The sequence below is a fragment of the Bacteroides sp. MSK.18.37 genome (genome assembly GCF_019129155.2).
Classification (GTDB): domain Bacteria; phylum Bacteroidota; class Bacteroidia; order Bacteroidales; family Bacteroidaceae; genus Bacteroides; species Bacteroides ovatus.
Map to the genome: position 1 here is coordinate 5678984 of NZ_JAHOIB020000001.1, position 18407 is coordinate 5697390.

9 protein-coding genes and 2 pseudogenes are annotated in these 18407 nt (G+C 39.5%); 1 reads left to right on the top strand and 10 read right to left on the bottom strand.

Annotated features, from left to right (window positions below; all coding sequences use genetic code 11):
• The first annotated feature begins 66 nt into the window (after window positions 1–66).
• Window positions 67–1249, top strand: a pseudogene (locus KSX81_RS29145) (glycoside hydrolase family 27 protein).
• A 669-nt stretch (window positions 1250–1918) separates the two neighbouring features.
• On the opposite strand, the gene KSX81_RS21985 reads toward KSX81_RS29145, so the two are convergent.
• The 10 genes and pseudogenes from KSX81_RS21985 to KSX81_RS22030 all read right to left on the bottom strand — a co-directional run.
• Window positions 1919–3331, bottom strand: a complete 1413-nt coding sequence (locus tag KSX81_RS21985) for a DUF5009 domain-containing protein (RefSeq protein WP_217725850.1) — start codon at window positions 3329–3331, stop codon at window positions 1919–1921.
• Window positions 3328–5982, bottom strand: a complete 2655-nt coding sequence (locus KSX81_RS21990; protein WP_217725851.1) for an alpha amylase family protein — start codon at window positions 5980–5982, stop codon at window positions 3328–3330. The genes KSX81_RS21985 and KSX81_RS21990 overlap by 4 nt, the downstream gene beginning before the upstream one ends.
• Before the next feature lie 7 nt (window positions 5983–5989).
• Window positions 5990–7423 carry a calcineurin-like phosphoesterase C-terminal domain-containing protein gene (locus KSX81_RS21995; protein WP_004297569.1) on the bottom strand — a complete coding sequence of 478 codons (1434 nt, stop codon included), beginning with the start codon at window positions 7421–7423 and terminating at the stop codon, window positions 5990–5992.
• 22 nt (window positions 7424–7445) lie between these two features.
• Window positions 7446–8849, bottom strand: a complete 1404-nt coding sequence (locus KSX81_RS22000) for an alpha amylase family protein (protein ID WP_004297568.1) — start codon at window positions 8847–8849, stop codon at window positions 7446–7448.
• Between the two features lie 53 nt (window positions 8850–8902).
• Window positions 8903–9901 carry a phosphodiester glycosidase family protein gene (locus tag KSX81_RS22005; protein ID WP_008644146.1) on the bottom strand — a complete coding sequence of 333 codons (999 nt, stop codon included), beginning with the start codon at window positions 9899–9901 and terminating at the stop codon, window positions 8903–8905.
• A 94-nt stretch (window positions 9902–9995) separates the two neighbouring features.
• The gene (locus KSX81_RS22010) at window positions 9996–11693 is read right to left on the bottom strand and encodes a DUF5018 domain-containing protein (RefSeq protein ID WP_195530235.1); all 1698 of its coding nucleotides are present in this window, start codon (window positions 11691–11693) and stop codon (window positions 9996–9998) included.
• Window positions 11694–11711: 18 nt separating this feature from the next.
• Window positions 11712–13373, bottom strand: coding sequence for a RagB/SusD family nutrient uptake outer membrane protein (locus KSX81_RS22015; protein ID WP_004297563.1), 1662 nt, complete (start codon window positions 13371–13373; stop codon window positions 11712–11714).
• A gap of 18 nt (window positions 13374–13391) precedes the next feature.
• Window positions 13392–16616 (bottom strand): SusC/RagA family TonB-linked outer membrane protein, encoded by a 3225-nt coding sequence (locus KSX81_RS22020; RefSeq protein ID WP_004319081.1) that lies wholly within the window; start codon window positions 16614–16616, stop codon window positions 13392–13394.
• Window positions 16617–16668: 52 nt separating this feature from the next.
• A complete protein-coding gene (locus tag KSX81_RS22025) occupies window positions 16669–17832 on the bottom strand; it encodes an AGE family epimerase/isomerase (RefSeq protein WP_008651671.1) in 1164 nt (387 codons plus the stop codon).
• Window positions 17833–17872: 40 nt separating this feature from the next.
• A pseudogene (locus KSX81_RS22030) lies at window positions 17873–18370 on the bottom strand (MFS transporter); the annotation flags it as partial.
• Between the last annotated feature and the right edge of the window lie 37 nt (window positions 18371–18407).

The following is an 18407-nucleotide window of genomic DNA, read 5'->3' on the forward strand; positions in this document are numbered from 1 at the left end:
ATGACCGATTTGACTAATGAACTTTGTGCTTAAAATTTAAAGTTATTTGAAATATCTGATTTAAATATGAAAAAGATTCTTTTATTTCTATTTATATTTCTATCCACTTTTGCAAATGCACAAAAGCATAAAAAAGTGTTATGTCCAACGCCACCCATGGGTTGGAATAGCTGGAACTGTTTTAACAAGAATATCAGTGAAGAACAAATACGCGAAATAGCGAATCTTATGGTCTCTACCGGACTTAAAGATGCTGGATATACATACCTCAATGTGGATGATTGTTGGCAGACGCATCGGGAGTCTTGCGTTATTCAATCTGATTCGGTAAAGTTTCCGTCTGGAATCAAAGCATTGGCTGATTACGTACATTCAAAAGGTTTGAAATTCGGTATATATTCTTGTGCAGGTTCGAAGACATGCGCTGGTAGACCCGGTAGCCGAGGCTATGAATATATCGATGCAGTCACATATGCAGAATGGGGAGTTGACTTTCTCAAATATGACTGGTGCCACAACAACGGAGCTAATGCCCGAGAAGCATACTTTACCATGTGTGATGCCTTAAAAAGTACTGGTCGTCCTATAGTTCTATCAATTTGTGAATGGGGGACGAATAGGCCATGGGAATGGGGGAAAGGTATCGGTGAGATGTGGAGGGTATCCGAAGATATTATTGCAACAACCGAAGGTACAGCATACTGGGGAGGAGCGAGCATTCTGAAAATTATAGATATTATGGCTCCTCTTTGGCCATACGCGGGACCAGGACACTGGAATCGCGGATATGCTCCAGGTAGGCAATGGAGATCTAACATACGATGAAAACGTGATGCACTTCTCAATGTGGTGCATGCTCGCTTCACCTCTGATAGTAGGATGTGATCTTCGTAATATTGATAAGAAAATCCTTGATATACTTACCAATAAGGAAGCTATCGCCATAAACCAGGATAAGCTCGGAAAACAAGGCCGTATGTTCGAACGTAGTGGAAGATATCATGAGACATGGATCAAAGAATTGTCAGATGGCCGTATAGCCTTATGTTTCTTGAACAAGGATGAAAAAGAATGGTCTCTTGATTACCATTTTTGGGGATTTGACATAATTGGGATAGACCGAACTTACGATCATTACATAGTACGTGATGTTTGGAAACATCAAGATATTGGAGATACTGGAGATAGGTATAGTTTCAAAGTACCGGCTCACGGTGTAGTTCTCCTTTGTCTTGTTCCTAAACAGTAATAAAAGAACCGAATATTCCTATATTACACAAATAAAAGCAGATGGTCAACTATTCCAAATACTCTTGACTGTTGCTTTTTACGTTATATCAATAAAAATAAATCTTCAAATACCAAAATGATAAAATATCATTTTGGTATTTGAATGATGCTATAATTGAATTTATTCAGGCGAGCAGTCAGATACGGAAAAGAATCGCATAGATTAGCCATTAGTATTATTCAGAAATTCCTGAAATCCTTCCCTTAGAGAGCATAATCATTATTATTTGATATCATGCATTGCATAGTGAATGTATTTCTTAATCTATTTATGCACTTTGTTTAATAAAGTAAGTTCATAAAAGCACTTCTAATAAATCAATAAATCCTATTTTTATGAGCCCAAATAGCTTTCTTTAAAACGTACGTGCTGTTTCTTATAAACCAACCGTATGTTTCTTTAAAACGAACCGTACGTTTCATTACAATCAACCGTGTATTTTTCACAAACAATACGGTAATTTATATGCAAATGCCGGTTCTTTTATTCGTAATTATGCATATAAATACCGTATTTTATTGTTTACTCGCTCTACTTTCTTTCATTCATAAAAAGTGGAAAATAGTAGAATCAAAGAAAAAACGACAGTATGTCAACTAATTTAATATAAAATAATCACATTGATATTTATGTTCTCCAAAACCATTTGATTTTTGTGAAGAACATAGTTACTAAAACAGCCAAAGAAGTAAGGATTACTCCTTGAAGAAATCCCAACCAGGCATTTTGTTGAAAATAAGATAATAATGAAGCAATTCCAAGTATATTAGCCAATGGCATAATCAACAAATCGCCGACCACATAAGCTATCATCGGATTCTGACCGGACATCACCAAAAAACGAGTACTTTTGACACATCGGAAATAATCACAAACGATACTTAGAAATAAAAGAGCCAGAAAAGCCAACCCGGAAGTTACAAAGAAATAACTAAAAGTAGTTGGATCTTTTTTAATGCCATCCTGGAAAGGCTCAAAACACAAACCCAGAAGAAGTAAATATGCTCCTGCGTTAAACAACTTTTTCCATAATAGAGCTATTCCATCCACTTTACGTAGAAATATACACTTGCCAGCTAATAACAATAAAACAGTAACCACAAGATTAACAACCAAATTACGAGTGTATAGGCCGTAAAGATTGCTAATGATGATAACAACGGATAATATCATCAACATGATACTCATTTTACGATAAGGAGATGTAGCATAATCATCCGTTTCTTTTTGATATGCTTTCATCCACTCCGCTAAATACTCCCCGGCTATACTGCCGGGAATAACGATAAATAAGTATTTCAAATAGTCAAACCGATACATCCACGGCAGAGGAGTATAATTAAATACACTCTGTGTCCAAGAACCATCCACTGTACTCCCTAATATCATAGCCATTAGCAATATTAGAATTCCTAAACGTATCCAACGATTATTCATTGTGAAAATGTAAAGGATAGAACCGAAAATAGCCATGTTAGCTAGCAGCAAAATTATGATGTTGCTGGAGAATAAGCTGAATGTTTTTCCATCCGCATAAGAAGTGGTAGCCAACATGATAGCAGCAACCATGTAAGCTCCGACTTTTATAGAAGTATGTGCCCAATCCGGCATTTTCAAAGGAATACGCATGAACATGGGAAATAGAACAACAAAACAGAGTATAGCCAGCAACCATGCCCTCATATCTTGCGGAGAGCTTAACATATACGGATAAAAATGCTGGATGAAAATAGCAAAGAAGGTCAACTGAATCCCCCGTTTGCCAGCTTCATAAACGAGTTTTAGCTTTGAATCACCTTTTTCAGCACGTTTCTTTATGGAAAAAGGAAACGCAGCTCCCATAGCGAACAGGAAAAAAGGAAATACAAGATCTACCCAAGTAATACCGGGCAACAGAGGATTAAACACATGATCTGGCGGAGGCGTTTGAGCATGACTCATCCAACCGGGAAGAACATGCGTTACGATGGTAGCCGAAAGCACCATCGTAATAATTGCATATCCCCGTAAGGCATCTAAAGCTAAAGCTCTGTTGTTCATAAAGCTCCCCCCTCGCGCATTCCTTTTTCTACTTCTTTCCAAAGATTCTTTTGGATGATGTGTACTATATCGAATACCATTAGTCCATCCGATCGACGAAGGTTCATCTCTATTGTTTCGGATAATTTCCCCGGATTATCATAGAACTGATCCACCAAGATGCCGCCCATAAACTTGTTGTCTTTAAGAATCTGACGCAAGTGCTGACAGGAACCTTCTACACAGTACCATGTACCGGCTTGAGCCTGCGAATCTGTCTCGTTCCAGATGTTGCGGTTCGTTTTCTTGTATTCCTCTATCGTTATGTCTGTATAGTAATTTCCGGTTGCATACAAATCGATCAGTTCCGCGTATCCATAATTTTTATATTCGGGAGTGGCCCAACTGAAGTCTTTAGCCGGATCATATTTTTTGCTGGCGAAATTAACTCCCACTTCATAGTAAGACGGATACCAAGCTCCGGTATATGTGCCGAAAGAAACTTTTGGATTGGCGGCTTTCACTTCCTTACGTGCCAATGCCATAAAATCAGTAATGTTTTTCGTTCTCCATTCCATCCATTTCTGGAAATACTTTCCCGGTTGTGTGATAAACTTCCCATCCGTATTCTTCTTCCAAACAAAAATATCTTCGGGGAACTTCGCCACTTTCTTACCTATATACGCTTCAAACTTTTCGCGTGAAAGCGGTGAGAAGTCGGCTGTTATACCATCATAGCGTACGCGGTCGAGCATCAAACCATCCAAATCAGGGTATTTGGTCACTACTTCTTTCAGTACATTTAGAATATGCGCACGATACTCCTCGTTTAGAGGATTAATCATAGCACCATATTTTTGTTTTTCTTCCGTAATCGGAATAATGCCTTTATCGGGAGTATATACCATGGATGCCCAGTCCGGATGTCCACTATATACCATTCCACGATCGAAATAATTGTGTCCGGCACAGAATACATTTAATGAAGTATGAATCTCAAGACCCAATTCGTGCCCTTTTTTAATGAAGTATTGCAAATAATCAAAATTCCCGGCCTTTGCGCCTTTCCACTCTTTCATTTGTGGGGCAAACTGACTTTGATAAAGTACTTCTCCCGTAATGGGCCGTATATCCACTATTGCATGAGTGAAACCTACTGATTTGATTTTCTCCAAATAATAGTCAATCGAGTCTTTATGGCTGAAACGTTCGAAGTTAGCTTCGGCATCGAACCACATTAACGCAGGTTTCTTTTTGATTACAATCCGGAAAGGAGAAGCAGGAATAGCCGCATTATTGCATAATTCTCCCAACATATAATTCCGGAAACAATAACGTACCTCTATGGGGGCATTGATCGAATCATTCCAGACCTTTACAGTAGAAGAACCATTGATAATTTCCGCTTTGGCCGGTCGGAATATACCATCCGTCCCCACTATTTCAAATCCTTTCACGTTTTGATTTTCCGGGATCAATCCTTCTTCACCATGTTCAAAGTCTATTTCTACTACATTCCCTTTTACTCGGTGGGATTTGTATATAGGACCGGAATATTGAATACCTTTACGATGATACGTTTTTGCCAATGCCCAATAAGCCAGTCGTTCACCGACCTTTATCTTATAGGGCGAATGAATAAAGTTTTCACTCCCGGCATCACCTGTGGTCACCATTCCAACATTTGGAACAGCTGACATCAACTCCAACTGACACTGGCGGAACCAAGCCCAATCTAGTTTATCATTGCCTTCCGATTTCCATGGTGCAATCTGTACGTAATAAAATGGCATTTGGGGATTGTTGAAGAATGTTCTCCATTGAGAAACCATTGCAGGAAATAATCTCTTATATAATCCGGGATCGGGTGTGTTTGCTTCACCTTGATACCAAATCACTCCTTTAACAGGAAATCCTTTCCATGGATTCACCATTGCATTCCACAATAATGTAGGAGTCCCTGCCGTCCACCCGAACTCTCTCTGTATTACATCAGGCAATGCTATTTCCGGAAAGCCCGATAAAGTCTCTTTATTCATCCAAGCCTCTATTTTTGACATGCTCCAGGAACAATGTATCAGACCGACAGGAACATCCAAAGATTGCTGTAACTGATTGCCAAAGAAATAGGCAGTTGCACTGAAATCAGCAACATCTTCCGGAGAGGCTTCTTTCCATTCTCCGTCCACCCCAGCTTCCTGTGGAATGGTATTCCAGGCATTTTTTACAGTATAGAGACGCAGTGGACGTTTGGGATTAGCAGATACAATGTATGGTTGGGAACCAAACACAGGCTGTCCACGGAATCCTTTCACTGGCATTTCCATATTCGACTGTCCGGAACAGAACCAGACTTCTCCTATTAAAATATTCTGCAATGTGAGGTCCTCTCCATCCGAGAACGTAATACTATACGGACCTCCAGCTACCGGTGTTTGGAGAGAAAGTTTCCATTCACCTTTTGCATCAACATTCGTTTGGATTTTTTTATTATTCCATGAAGCGGTAGCCTGCACACGTTTTCCCAAAGTCGCTGTTCCGGAAAAAGTAACTTCCGATTGTTGCTGTAACACCATATTATCCCCCCAAATGGAAGTAAGGGTTACTTTCGCTTCTGTTTTCAGGAGAAACGAGAAGCATATCAATAATATAAAATATTTGGCTTTCAACATATGATTCTTATTTGTTTTCGACAGCTTCAGTATACACATTGCCGAAGCGATCTGTTACTTTCACTTCTATTTTAGCATTTTTATTACGGGGAGTAGCATGAAATAGATGTTCGGTAAGAACTGGGGAAATCCATTCATATTTCACCTTTTCTTTGTCAGAACAGATTGCTTTGGCTGCAGGATCATATCCTTTGTAGCGTTGCATTTCTCCCATTCGCTTTCCGTTTTCATACCATTCCACTTTCCACTGTTCATCCCAGTTCCATACGTTAGCAATAATATCGGAAGGGTACTCGTCAGATGATCCGGCCTGATATACATGTAATTGATGCTCTTTCGGGTAGCCTGCACTTTTATATAGCCATTTCACTTGGTTCCCGTCTACTTCATATACCCCATATCCCCTCGGAGTACCATCCACATTAATATCTGCACGCCACCAAGTACCGCATACGGCAGCTGTGTTATGTTCCATTAATGAGTCATTAAAACATACGTTTACATTAAAATGTGTATGTCCGGAAATGATGTGGGCATTATAACCTTCCAATAATTTATATAGTGCAGCTGTATTGACCGTTTCATCTTGATCTAGCGTGTTATATCTTAGCTTCTTCTGAAGACTGGAAGGAATGTGCATCACTACAAAGACAAGTTTGTCTTTGGGCACATAAGAGAGGTCTTTCTCCAGCCATTGGAAAGTACGTTCATCAATGTAACCTATATATTGATAATCACGGTTGACATAAAAGCAATTGTCAAGCACGATATAATGAGCATTACCTTTATTTAATGAATAGTAGATAGGACCGAAATAACTTTCGAAAGTGCGATAAGAATATTCAAAAGTACGCCCTCCATACGTCATGTCGTGATTACCAATTGCCCGATAGATGGGAATCTCTAATGATGATACCGTATCTATATAGGAAGGATATAAAGAAGGAGTATCTCCTACGATATCCCCACAATCTATGCCGAATACTTCTTTTTTGCCCATATACGGACGAATATATTCTTTCATATCTTGCAGATATTTAGCATAAGCCTTTACGTCATCTTCGGAAGTAACCTGCGCATCTGCCTGCACCAAAAACAAATGATTGATCTCATTTTGCGGATTTCTTACCAATTCGAAGTCGTAAATATCTTGCTTGGCCGGATTCAGCTTCTGATAGAATAAAGGTATTGTTTGTTCTGTTTTCGGTAAATATCCGGAAGGAGTGGATAAATAAATGAAACGAACATCCCTATTAGGGGGGAGAGTATATTGGCCTTGCTGGTCAGTCAAAACACAGTCTATTCCGTCGGTCACTACTACCCCCGGGACTCCTGTCCCATTACAGGTTACTTTCCCGCGAATAGGGTTAGAAGGAATCTGGGCTTGTAAATTCAAGCCCAGACCTATTAATAAAAAGAATTGTAATAAATATATTTTCATAATTAGTTGGTTAGTTCAAACCTCATTCTTCGATAGATTCCAGATATTTATCAAAGCCTGTTTTAAAAGCGTTCCAATAGTCGTATTTCTTAACGTGGCAAAGGTCGAAGGCAAAGAAGCCGTCACTATTACTGATACAAGCATCAATAGCATCCGGAATTTTTGCAGATTGTCCTCCGTCAGTCCATCCGGTACTGTTACCGATATCTGGTCCGCCTGCAAAAGGTACATCTCCTTGTAACAGTTCACGTCCATTCTTACAAAAACCTTCCATGGTCCATTCGCCACTTCCATATATATTGTTCACGGAAGCATAAGCACCCAAAAAGATATAGTCCAAATGGTCCGCATATCCATAATTCTTATAATCGGAAGTAGCCCATTTCGGATAATAAGCGGAGGTGTTGTATTTAGGGCTGGCCCAGTTCACGCCTGATGTATAGTATGTTGAATACCAGGCACCAACATAAACTCCAAACTTGATATTGTTATTGACAGATTTAACTTTCTCGCGTGCCTTTACTATGAAATCATGAATAACTTTCGCTCTGAATTCTAACCACTTCTTAAAATAAACAGGCTGGTCAGAAGGTATTTCATCCGTACCGGGTGCCATAATATCTGCCGGGAAGTTTGCTACAGTTTCACCGATGTATTCTTCGAACTTCTGTTTGGAAATATCTGAAAAATCGCTTTCTAAGCCATAGTCATCATAACGACAACGATCCAATATGATGCCATCCAAATCATATTTAGCCAAGTCGGCCAACAACTGTAAAACAAAGTTTTGTACATCATCATTAGCGGGATTGAAAAATTTCGCTCCATAATCGGTTTCATCGTCCAACAAATCCATCGTATTGGTTAGCCCGTCAGCTAGATTAGCTACACTAGCCCATCCTTTTTTTGATTCATCACGGAACAAGACTCCATCATGTCCTAAATTATACGGACATAAATAGCCTCCTACAAATGTATTGATAGAAGCATTCACTTTTAATCCTTGTATACGAGCCTCCTCAATAAATGCCTGTAAATAATCCCAAGTTTCCGTCCTTTCATAATAACTATATCCGGAATTACCCCATACATCCATACGTTTCACCTGATCTACAACATTAGTATTGAATAATACATCTCCTGTAGTGGGACGTACATCGACAATAATATCAGTGAATCCTGCCGCTTTTATCTTTTCCATATCTTTGGCTATGTTTTCCTTACTATTGGCATAGTCAGGAAAATTAGCAGCCGCATCAATCCAAATATATCGTGGCTTAGCTTCTGCAACATCCGGCTCGTCCGGCTTTTCTGTCGAATTATCGTTCCACGGCCATCCGGGAATTCCATCAGAATCATCACTACAGGAGGTTATTGTAACTGCTCCCAAGAAAGTCAGTATTAGTATTTTTAGAAATTTTCTCATATCATACTTGTTTTATTAGGTATATACTGCCTGATATATCCGCAGTACATTTTTTATTTAAGAGTGACTACTGATGCTACGGATCTTTCGTCTCCGCTGGAGTCACTTGTCTTGATAGTCTCTTGCCCATTGACTAACATGCAACTGGAACCACCGCCATCCAAATTGATAGCATCCGTACATCCCAGTGTTTTCATGATATTAGCTACATTTTCGGTGGTCATACCGGCAACTCCCGTTGTCATTCCATCTCCTTCACACACAAAAAGAATCATTTTCTTATCATTGGTGATACCAATAGCCGAACGAGGTCTGTTCACCGTGGCGCCAATATCTGATAAAATTTCTTCTTCGTATGTATTCTTTATGTTTCCATCCAACAGAAGTACGGGGCCACCGCCTATTCCTGTTTTAGCATTTAAGACAGTTCCTGTAGACGGAAAATTTTCATTAGGAGTTGTTTCTGATTTTACCGGTGAGGGCTCCGAATACCAATAAGTAACATTGGATAGTGTTGTGTAAGTCCACATTGATTTGAATGAGCCATCATTCATTTCACAGAATGCAGCTAATACAGGATACCAGAATGGACCGTTAGTCCAATCTTCTGCTGTTACATCATTGTTCTTACACACCATTTCACCGTTACGCCATATTAGGCTTAATGACCCCTCATAGAAGAAACCTCCATTGATTACAATTGTGGAGTTGTTCTCTTCATAAAATTCTTTTGGCTTTTTCAATCCAGTCTTTTCTCCTAATACACCAAATGCTGCCTTACTCATATCACCTACCGCAATATAAGCTATCGCTTTTTTGCCTTCCAGTGTTTCTGGTGATTTATATACGTTGATATGTTCAGGCAAGGTTCCATAAGTGCTTTTCACATTGGTCCAGCCTAAATTTACAATATCAGGATTGGCTTCAACAGGTTCAGTTGGAGTCTCCGGCTCCGCCCATGGCCAATCCGGGATATCAGTGTTATCATCACCACATGCTATGAAAAAAGGCAGTAATGATAATAACCATAACATTTTTTTCTTTGTTGACATATAGCTACTCCTTTAAATGATTTACAGATTTCTTTATCCCATATATGATGAATGGGTATTTTCTCATCATATATGAGATAAAGAGATCAATTAATTATTTGTCGATACAATCAAACTCATATCCTCCGATAACCTTACAGTTGTTATCCACGTAGTAAGCACGGAGCTTATATCCATCTGTTGTCGGAGCAAGCAATACATCACCTGTTGCAGCTACACCATCGGATGAATTGTATGAGGAAAGTGAAGGATTGAATGACAGAGCATCTGAAGTAGATATTGTACCAGTGAATGATCCGTCTGACGTTACATCATACATATATAAGCATGGAGTTCCACCCCATTGCGGGAAATGAGCTGTACATACCAATACAAGATATTGTGCATTATTAAAGCTTCTTGTATCCAGACAGTTGTTATTCATTGCCCAAGAATTACCATTGTCGGAGTCTTCCAGAGATTTACTTGCATTATTATTTGTTCCATTCACCCAATAAAGAATGTTAGAATCATAGTATGACAAAAAATAATCACTTTGAGCAGTAGTTCCTTTAGTCACAACTTTAGTGTTTGATGCGGGAGCTCCCCAATTACCTACACCATTCACTGTTACTACTTGAGGACTTCCCAATACACCGTCTGTTATAATCCAACGAACAAACTTATTGGAACCTGAACTGGCTGTTCCGTCACAAGTAGCAATAATAGAGGCATTAGTATTAATATCTCCTTGAACAGACACTTTCGTACCCATATCTAACCCTGTATTATTAGTATAAGTAGTCAATAAAGTTGGAGCAGTCGTAACAGAAGAAGTCTTATAGATTGAGAAAGACTTGCCATTAGTAGCCTTCGTTACTAATAATATATTTCCCCTACTATCACTTGTCATACATCCTAAAGATGCAACACTCACACTACCCAAAGTTACATTACCAATCTTATTTCCCGTAGATGCATTGTAATATGCAGGAGTTGTGGTACCATCACCCAAGCAAACTACCAGATTATTTCCGGAAACAGCTAAAGAAGGTGCATTTGCTCCAGTCCAAGGTAAGCCGATAACTCCCATATCCAATTTAAATAATTCTGTCTCACTACCTTTTCTATATCCGTAAGGAATCTTATCCGGTACTGCTTTTTGAATAGTATAAGTTTGCTTTGTCACTCCATCGTGAGCAATCACTGTAAGCTCAACAGGTGAATTAAAATTAAGAGGCTCTGTTTTAGGATCCGGTGACATGGTCGCATGAGCCGACAGTGAATAATCTGCCAAGCAAGAAGATAAATCTTCCGCAGAGATTAAAGATACAGTTTTGTGGTCTTCATCAATAATACCTGTAATGTCTTCAGACGGTATTGAGAAACTTAATAACTGACACTTAGTAGACTTAACTCTTTCGCCTGTGATGCAGATTTGTTTCTTATATCCTTGAGCGTCTGTATAAGTGAAATAATTCTCTTTAGTCAGATCGAGAATTGAAAGAACCGGTTCAATAGTACAGTTTGGTGCCAACTTTGCCTGAATCCTCATCGCTTTCATATATTCTGAAGTTTCATTATCACTATTTTCCGGATAATACCATGGCATAGGAATTACATACTTATCTACAGAAGCATCTGCAATAGTATATACCACAGCCTCTTTATCCACGTATGGCCCAGAAGTAAAGAGTGCAGTCAAGCTCGTGATTCCCTGTCTGTCCGCAGTAGGAAGCACATATTCCGGATCCTGGCAAGAACTCGTGAGAGCCAAAATCCCTAATAATAGATATAATATATTCTTTTTCATAATGTTTTCATTTTAGATTTATTGCCATTCTGCATATTGAGTTACCGCACCGTTATTGTCCAACTCTGCCTGTGGCATTGGGAAACGATACATCTTAGTCGGGAAATTACGATCTTTATCATCACATTCTGTATAAATGTAAGTGAAAGACCCATTTGCATTTTTCTCTATTTTCATTCCATGAAGACGAATACCGGTAAATGCTGTCGCAGATAATTTCCAACGACGCATGTCCCAATAATAATGTCCTTCATAAGCAAGTTCTACTTTGCGTTCCTGACGGATGGCTTTCATTAAATCATCCCCACTTTTGTCTGTGTAAGACAATCCCACTCTGTTACGAATATCTTTTATGTCTTTATTTGCCTTATCCGTATAGCCATTCAGATGATAACATGCTTCTGCATGATTCAGTAATACCTCTGCGTAACGAATTTCTGTCCATGGCTGTGTACTGGCTTGTATGGAAGTAAAATTATGAGCTTCATCTACCAGTTTACGTAAATAATACCCGGTAGTAGAACGTCCTTCCGGTTTGGCATCTGTTTTCCATGCAGCCCAACCATCAGTACCGTTTACGAAAGATTCTATCGGTCTGCCTTTCCATGTTGCTCCATTATAGAGAATGGTAGCTTTAAAACGTGGTTCCAATTTGGCATAAGGAGGAGTCGTTGTAGTACCTTCAGCAGTATGCCATGCACTCCAATCGGGGAAGCCACTACCATCTGCATATTCATACGATTCAACCATTTCTTGTGTCGGGGTACCGAATCCTCCGGTCATGGAATTGCCGTCGAGCGCTTTATCACCTCCAGGAACCATATATCCATCAAAGTCATGAGTCACAGTGGAACTCTTATCATAACAATATTGTAGAATGGCTTCTTTGCTTCCTGCTTTAAAGGCATTTGAATAGTCTTCTTTTGCTTCTAATTCATAACCCATTCCCATCACCTTTTCAGCTGCAATACGAGCGTCATCCCATCTTTCCGCATACAACATAGCTCTCGATAACATTGCATAAGCAGCTCCGCTAGTTAAACGTCCGTTAGGAGTTTTATCAACAGGCAAATGTTCACCGGCATATTTTAGATCATTATATACAAAATTCCATCCGTCGGCTTCCGAACTAACTGGCATATCCTTTTTTATATTATCCAGATTCTCATCGTATATAATCACTTCTTTATAACGCTTTAATAAATCTGTATAGAGATACCCTCTGAAGAAACGCATTTCAGCTTCCAAGCGTTCTTCATCAGCCTGACCAAATGAAGCATATTTCTTTAATTTGTTGATACCTTCATTGACACGGCGCACATATTCGTACATCGTCCCCCAGTTGCCAAGGTAAGTACTAACATAATTCACTGTGAGAACAGAACCTCCATAAGCAATTTCACTAGGTATCTGACATTTAGCCATATAATTGTAGGAACCATATTTAAGCTGATCTGTCAGAGCTTCTGTCATTCCTGCCAAACATTGTCCATCCCTGTAGACTCCTAAATAATCTATATAGCGATAGAAATCGTTGACTGCCTGTTCTGCATAGTCGAGTTTACTCCATACAAGTTTATCTGATGCTCTGTCTGTTGGAGTCATGTCCAGATAATCACTACATGAGCCAAGCCCTAAAGAGGCTCCCAACAATATGATACTTAATACTTTTGTTTTCATAATAGAACTTTTAAAGGTTTAGAAAGTCAAAGTTATACCGCCCATAATGGTGCGTTGTTGAGGATAGTATCCGTTATTTACTCCCGGAGATTCAGGATCGATTCCATCAGGAAGACCGGAAATCGTGAATAAATTAGAACCTTCTACATAAATTCTAAGATTCTGAATACCGACAGGACTCATCCATCTCTTGGGGAATGTGTAACCCAATTGTGCGGATTTGAGACGAAGGTATCTACCGTTACGCAACCAGAAAGTGGAAGCTAATCCATTATCTCCTCCGTGTCCTTGATTACCCAGTGTAAGTCGTGGGAATGTTCCATTCGGATTTTCTACTGTATATGCATTCTGAACCAGATATAGTGGTGAGTTGGCTCCTTCTTTAAATGCCTGTGTCCAGACTGTATTATCGTCATATCCATTGTAATAAGTTCCTGTCAACGATACATCAAACAGTGCACCTCCAGTAAATTGTGCACTTAAATCGAATCCATTCCAAGCACAATTCAGGTTCAAACCGTAAGTTAATTCGGGACGATTGCCACGTCCAACACGTGTTCTGTCATCTTCGTCTATTTTACCATCACCATTTAAATCTCTGTATTTGATATCACCGACATTAGGACGAGTGCCATACCAGGCTGAATTGTCTATTTCTTCTTCCGAACGGAATAAGCCATCTGCAACCCACACAACAGAAGCATCAACACTACGTCCTGTGCGTTTTCTCCACTCTACTGTGTTCGGACTATCTGGATAACGGAGATAACGGTTTCTTGCAAATGTCAGATTGAAGCTTGCGCCATAGGAGAATGGCTTACCTGCCAAGTTTAATTTATTACGATGACTCACCGTTACTTCAACGCCTTTGCTATCCACCTTATTATAGTTGGCATAAGTATAATAATATCCTCCCATAGATGGCGGGTAATCGCCTCCCATTGCTGTCAAAATATCATAGGTATAATTATAGAATGCGTCAAACTCCATTCCCAACAGACCATTCCACATCGTAAAGTCAAATCCTGCATTGTAGGTTAAGGTGTTCTCCCAAGTTAGAGTAGGATTGGCAATTACAGAGGCGCGTAATGCTTGCATTACTTTTCCATTCAGAATTGTCTGGTATGCATTTTTGTTACCATCCATCAAATTGTAAGTACTAAGGAAAGCATACGGACTCACTGCATCGTTTCCTAATAAACCGACAGATGCACGTATCTTCATATCATCCAGAAATGTCAGACTAGACATAAAATCTTCTTTAGATATTCTCCACGCTACTGACGCTGACGGGAAGAATGCCCAACGTTTCCCACTAACATTGCCGGCAAATTTGTAAGAACCATCATATCGACCTGTAAACTCTGCCAAATACTTATTGTCATAGTCATATTTCAAACGAAAAACATAACCAATACTACGGTTTGCATCACTGTATCCCGAGATTGGAGAGTCTGCAGGTTGTCCAAAGCTCAATTCCGGTAGTTCAGAGAAACTCATGTTTTTATTATAGCCGGAGAAACTGTTTTCTTTATAATCCCGGATTTCTGCCAATACCATTGCTTCTACATTATGTTTTCCGAAGGAGCTTGCATAGTTTATACTTCCTTGGCCTACCATTTGATGAGAACTATACTGTCCTTCACCTAAATTTATTCCATTTGCTGTGCCGCGAGGATCGTCTGCTTTAGACCAAGTCCAATCTGCTGTCGAAGTCGGCATTTTATGTATATATGTGGAGTAAGGCGTATTCAAATTCTTATTATGAGAAGTTGTATAGTCATAAGCTCCGGTTACTTTTACACTCAAACCTTTAACCCAAGGCACATTGTATTGCAATGAGATGTTGGTCTGCAAATCAAAGCTATTGGTATGCTTGTATCCGGATTCATAAATAGCAGCCAACGGACTGTTGGGCAGACTTGTGTTATTCTGTGTAGTAGCAGTATAAAGTCCGTCATATGTTTCCGGCAAATAGGGATGCATCATTATAGTCTGATGAGCTACTGACAACCAACCTTGTTCACCCAATTCGGAATTAGAATCCGTACCGCCTGAAGCATATCCCGGAGTTTCACGTTTACCGACATTTCCTGCAATACCTAAACTTAACTGGAAGTTCTTAGCCAGTTGAGTCTCAAGATTAGTTCTTAAATTGTATCTCTTGTAAGAGAAATTGTCAATGTTACCTTTTTGACCTAAATAACCCACAGAAGCAAAGTAACGCATCTTATCACTACCTCCCTGTATTGTTACATTGTGTTTCTGATTAATACCGGTTCCGAATACTTTATCAATATAGTTAACATTATCCCATCCGTCAGTAGGATCACCATTCAACATAGCTTCCACATTCGCCTTTGTAAAAACGGGATTATATTGACTAATGTTTGAAATGCTTCCATTAGCCATTTTATCCATCATGTCAGCCATATTATAATAATATGCAAATTGAGGCCCATTCATAAACTGCGGAAAGTTTGCATTCATAGATGCTCCTATTGAACCATTATAAGTGATTTTGGATTTTCCTTCCTGACCTTTTTTTGTAGTTATAATAATAACACCACCGGCTCCTTTTAATCCATAAACAGCTGCAGAAGCTCCATCTTTCAAAACAGATACACTTTCGATATCATTAGGGTCAATATCATTAATAGAACGAGGCATTCCGTCTACTATATAAGTAACATTATAAATAGAGCCACGAACTCGTAATGTAGCCTGATCGTCTCCGGGTTCACCAGATACTTGAACAGATGAAATACCTGGCAAACGTCCACCTAAAAGACTCGACACATTGGTTGCCGGTGCTTTCAGCAGTTCGTCGCCTTTCACCGCAGATACGGCTCCGGTTAAAGATTGCTTCTTGGCAGTACCATATCCTACCACAATCACTTCATCCAAAGCTGCCACATCATCTTTCATAACCACATTAATGGTCGTCTGACCTGCTACCTTTATTTCCTGATCTGACATTCCAACATATGAGAATGATAAAATGTCTTTTGCGGTGGCCTGAATGCTATATTTTCCATTTACATCTGTAATAGTGCCATTAGTAGTTCCTTTTACGACAACACTTACTCCTGGTAGCGGTTCTCCTATACCATCAGTAACAGTTCCTTTCACTAAACTCTGTGCATGACTACTGATAGCACATGCAAATAGCGCGCAGATTGAAAACATAAATATTTTCAATATACGAGAGTTCTTCTTGATTTTTGAGTTAAACTCTGTCATAGAATTAATTTTTAGATTATTAATATAGATTGGTTAACATATCCGTTATTGTTTATAGCTGTTCCAATACTTTCCAGCATTGATATAACCCTCTTGGTACATGGAAACATCCTTTCCATTTTCCTCCTTTCAATGGTAGTAGCACTTCACCTCTCCGGTTTAAGTATCCATACCATTCGGGATGCTCTTTATCTTTAAAATGGGTCCATGTATAATCGTGTACTTTTTCAAACCATTCCAGACATTGGTTATCTCCGGTCAATTGATAACTCTTCAGAAGAGATATGAGTGTTTCAATATGCACCCACCAGAGTTTCTGGTCCCATTCCAGTTGTTGGGGAGGACAACCGTTACGGTCCATAAAATAGTAGATACCTCCATATTCTTTATCCCAACCATATTCAAGCATTGTAAGAGTGATGTTCTTAGCCTTTTCGATTAATTCCGGACGGTTTAGGCGTTTCCCTAAATCCATTATAAACCACATGGCTTCAATCGCATGGCCAGGGGTAATCTGCCGTCCTTCAAAGCAATCTATCAGATTACCATTCACATCTACATTCTCAACAATGATACCACCAAGTTCGGGACGATAGAAAACAGACATAACTTCATGAATACAAGTATCCATCGCTTGTTCCAAATAGTCCTTGCCTAAAATATGCTCAATTTCCATAGCAAGATTGCATAGTATCATCGGCAGGGCAAAATTTTTTAGATTACGAGTGCCCGGATGAAGTTTATTCCATTTACCTTTCGGATTATCTACTTTGGAAAGGATAATATCGAAGGTTTTCTTAGCAATGTCAGCATATTCCTGATTACCGGTTGCAAGGCTTAATTGCCCGAAAGCCATGGCAGCGAATGTATATGAAAAGATATTGTATGGTTCTACCAATGGTCTACCCAAACGGTCAAGGGAAAAATACCAGTTATAGTCTCCATCATGTCCATATTTTTTTAAAAACTCACCACCTTGAACGGCACAATCCAGCCATTCCTTACGTTTTTCCACTTTATTGTAAAGCATAGAGAACATCCACACTTCGCGGCCTTGCAGCCAGATAAATTTATCTGTATCGAAAACTCTTCCTTCACGATCCAAACAGGTGAAGTAGCCTCCATATTCATGATCTTGTGAGTTTTCAAGCCAGAAAGGAAGAACATTATCCAAGAGTTCATCCTTGTATTGATTTGCCAGTTTCTTAAAATCCATACATCTTTTATTATTAAGTTATTAAGGTCTTTTTGTTTTACTATTCCGAACGGGTCCAATATCTTTCAATCTCTTCCAGCGACTTCCCGGTAGTCTCCGGCACGAGTTTCCAGACAATCAGCATATACGGCACGCACATGAGGGCGAACAGGAAGAATGTTCCGGCGGGGGTAAGGTTCTGGAGCATCCAGGGGGTCAACTGTCCGATCAGGTACGTTCCGATCCACAGAGCAAATCCTGCTATCGACATGGCCAGTCCGCGAACCTTGGTGGGATACATCTCCGAGAGGAGTACAAACACCACGGCACAGATGGATACCGCACAGCAGAATACATAGAACAGGAAGAAAACGAGCAGGAAGGGGCTGGATACTCCCAGGGAATCTCCGAAGAGGAAGTACAGGCCGATGAGAATCAGAGAAACAACCATTCCCGAAACTCCGTAATAAACAAGTTTCTTGCGGCCTACCTTATCAATGATGACAAGAGCCAGAATGGTGGTCAAAGTATTGACTAGTCCTACCAGAACTTGGTAAAATGAAAGTTAACTGTTTGCATAGCTGTATTATGGTAGA

Bases quoted from the DNA above. Each gene is read 5' to 3' on its own strand.
- KSX81_RS21985 (WP_217725850.1), bottom strand. From the start codon at position 3,331: ATGAACAACAGAGCTTTAGCTTTAGATGCCTTACGGGGATATGCAATT.
- KSX81_RS21990 (WP_217725851.1), bottom strand. From the start codon at position 5,982: ATGTTGAAAGCCAAATATTTTATATTATTGATATGCTTCTCGTTTCTC.
- KSX81_RS21995 (WP_004297569.1), bottom strand. From the start codon at position 7,423: ATGAAAATATATTTATTACAATTCTTTTTATTAATAGGTCTGGGCTTG.
- KSX81_RS22000 (WP_004297568.1), bottom strand. From the start codon at position 8,849: ATGAGAAAATTTCTAAAAATACTAATACTGACTTTCTTGGGAGCAGTT.
- KSX81_RS22005 (WP_008644146.1), bottom strand. From the start codon at position 9,901: ATGTCAACAAAGAAAAAAATGTTATGGTTATTATCATTACTGCCTTTT.
- KSX81_RS22010 (WP_195530235.1), bottom strand. From the start codon at position 11,693: ATGAAAAAGAATATATTATATCTATTATTAGGGATTTTGGCTCTCACG.
- KSX81_RS22015 (WP_004297563.1), bottom strand. From the start codon at position 13,373: ATGAAAACAAAAGTATTAAGTATCATATTGTTGGGAGCCTCTTTAGGG.
- KSX81_RS22020 (WP_004319081.1), bottom strand. From the start codon at position 16,616: ATGACAGAGTTTAACTCAAAAATCAAGAAGAACTCTCGTATATTGAAA.
- KSX81_RS22025 (WP_008651671.1), bottom strand. From the start codon at position 17,832: ATGGATTTTAAGAAACTGGCAAATCAATACAAGGATGAACTCTTGGAT.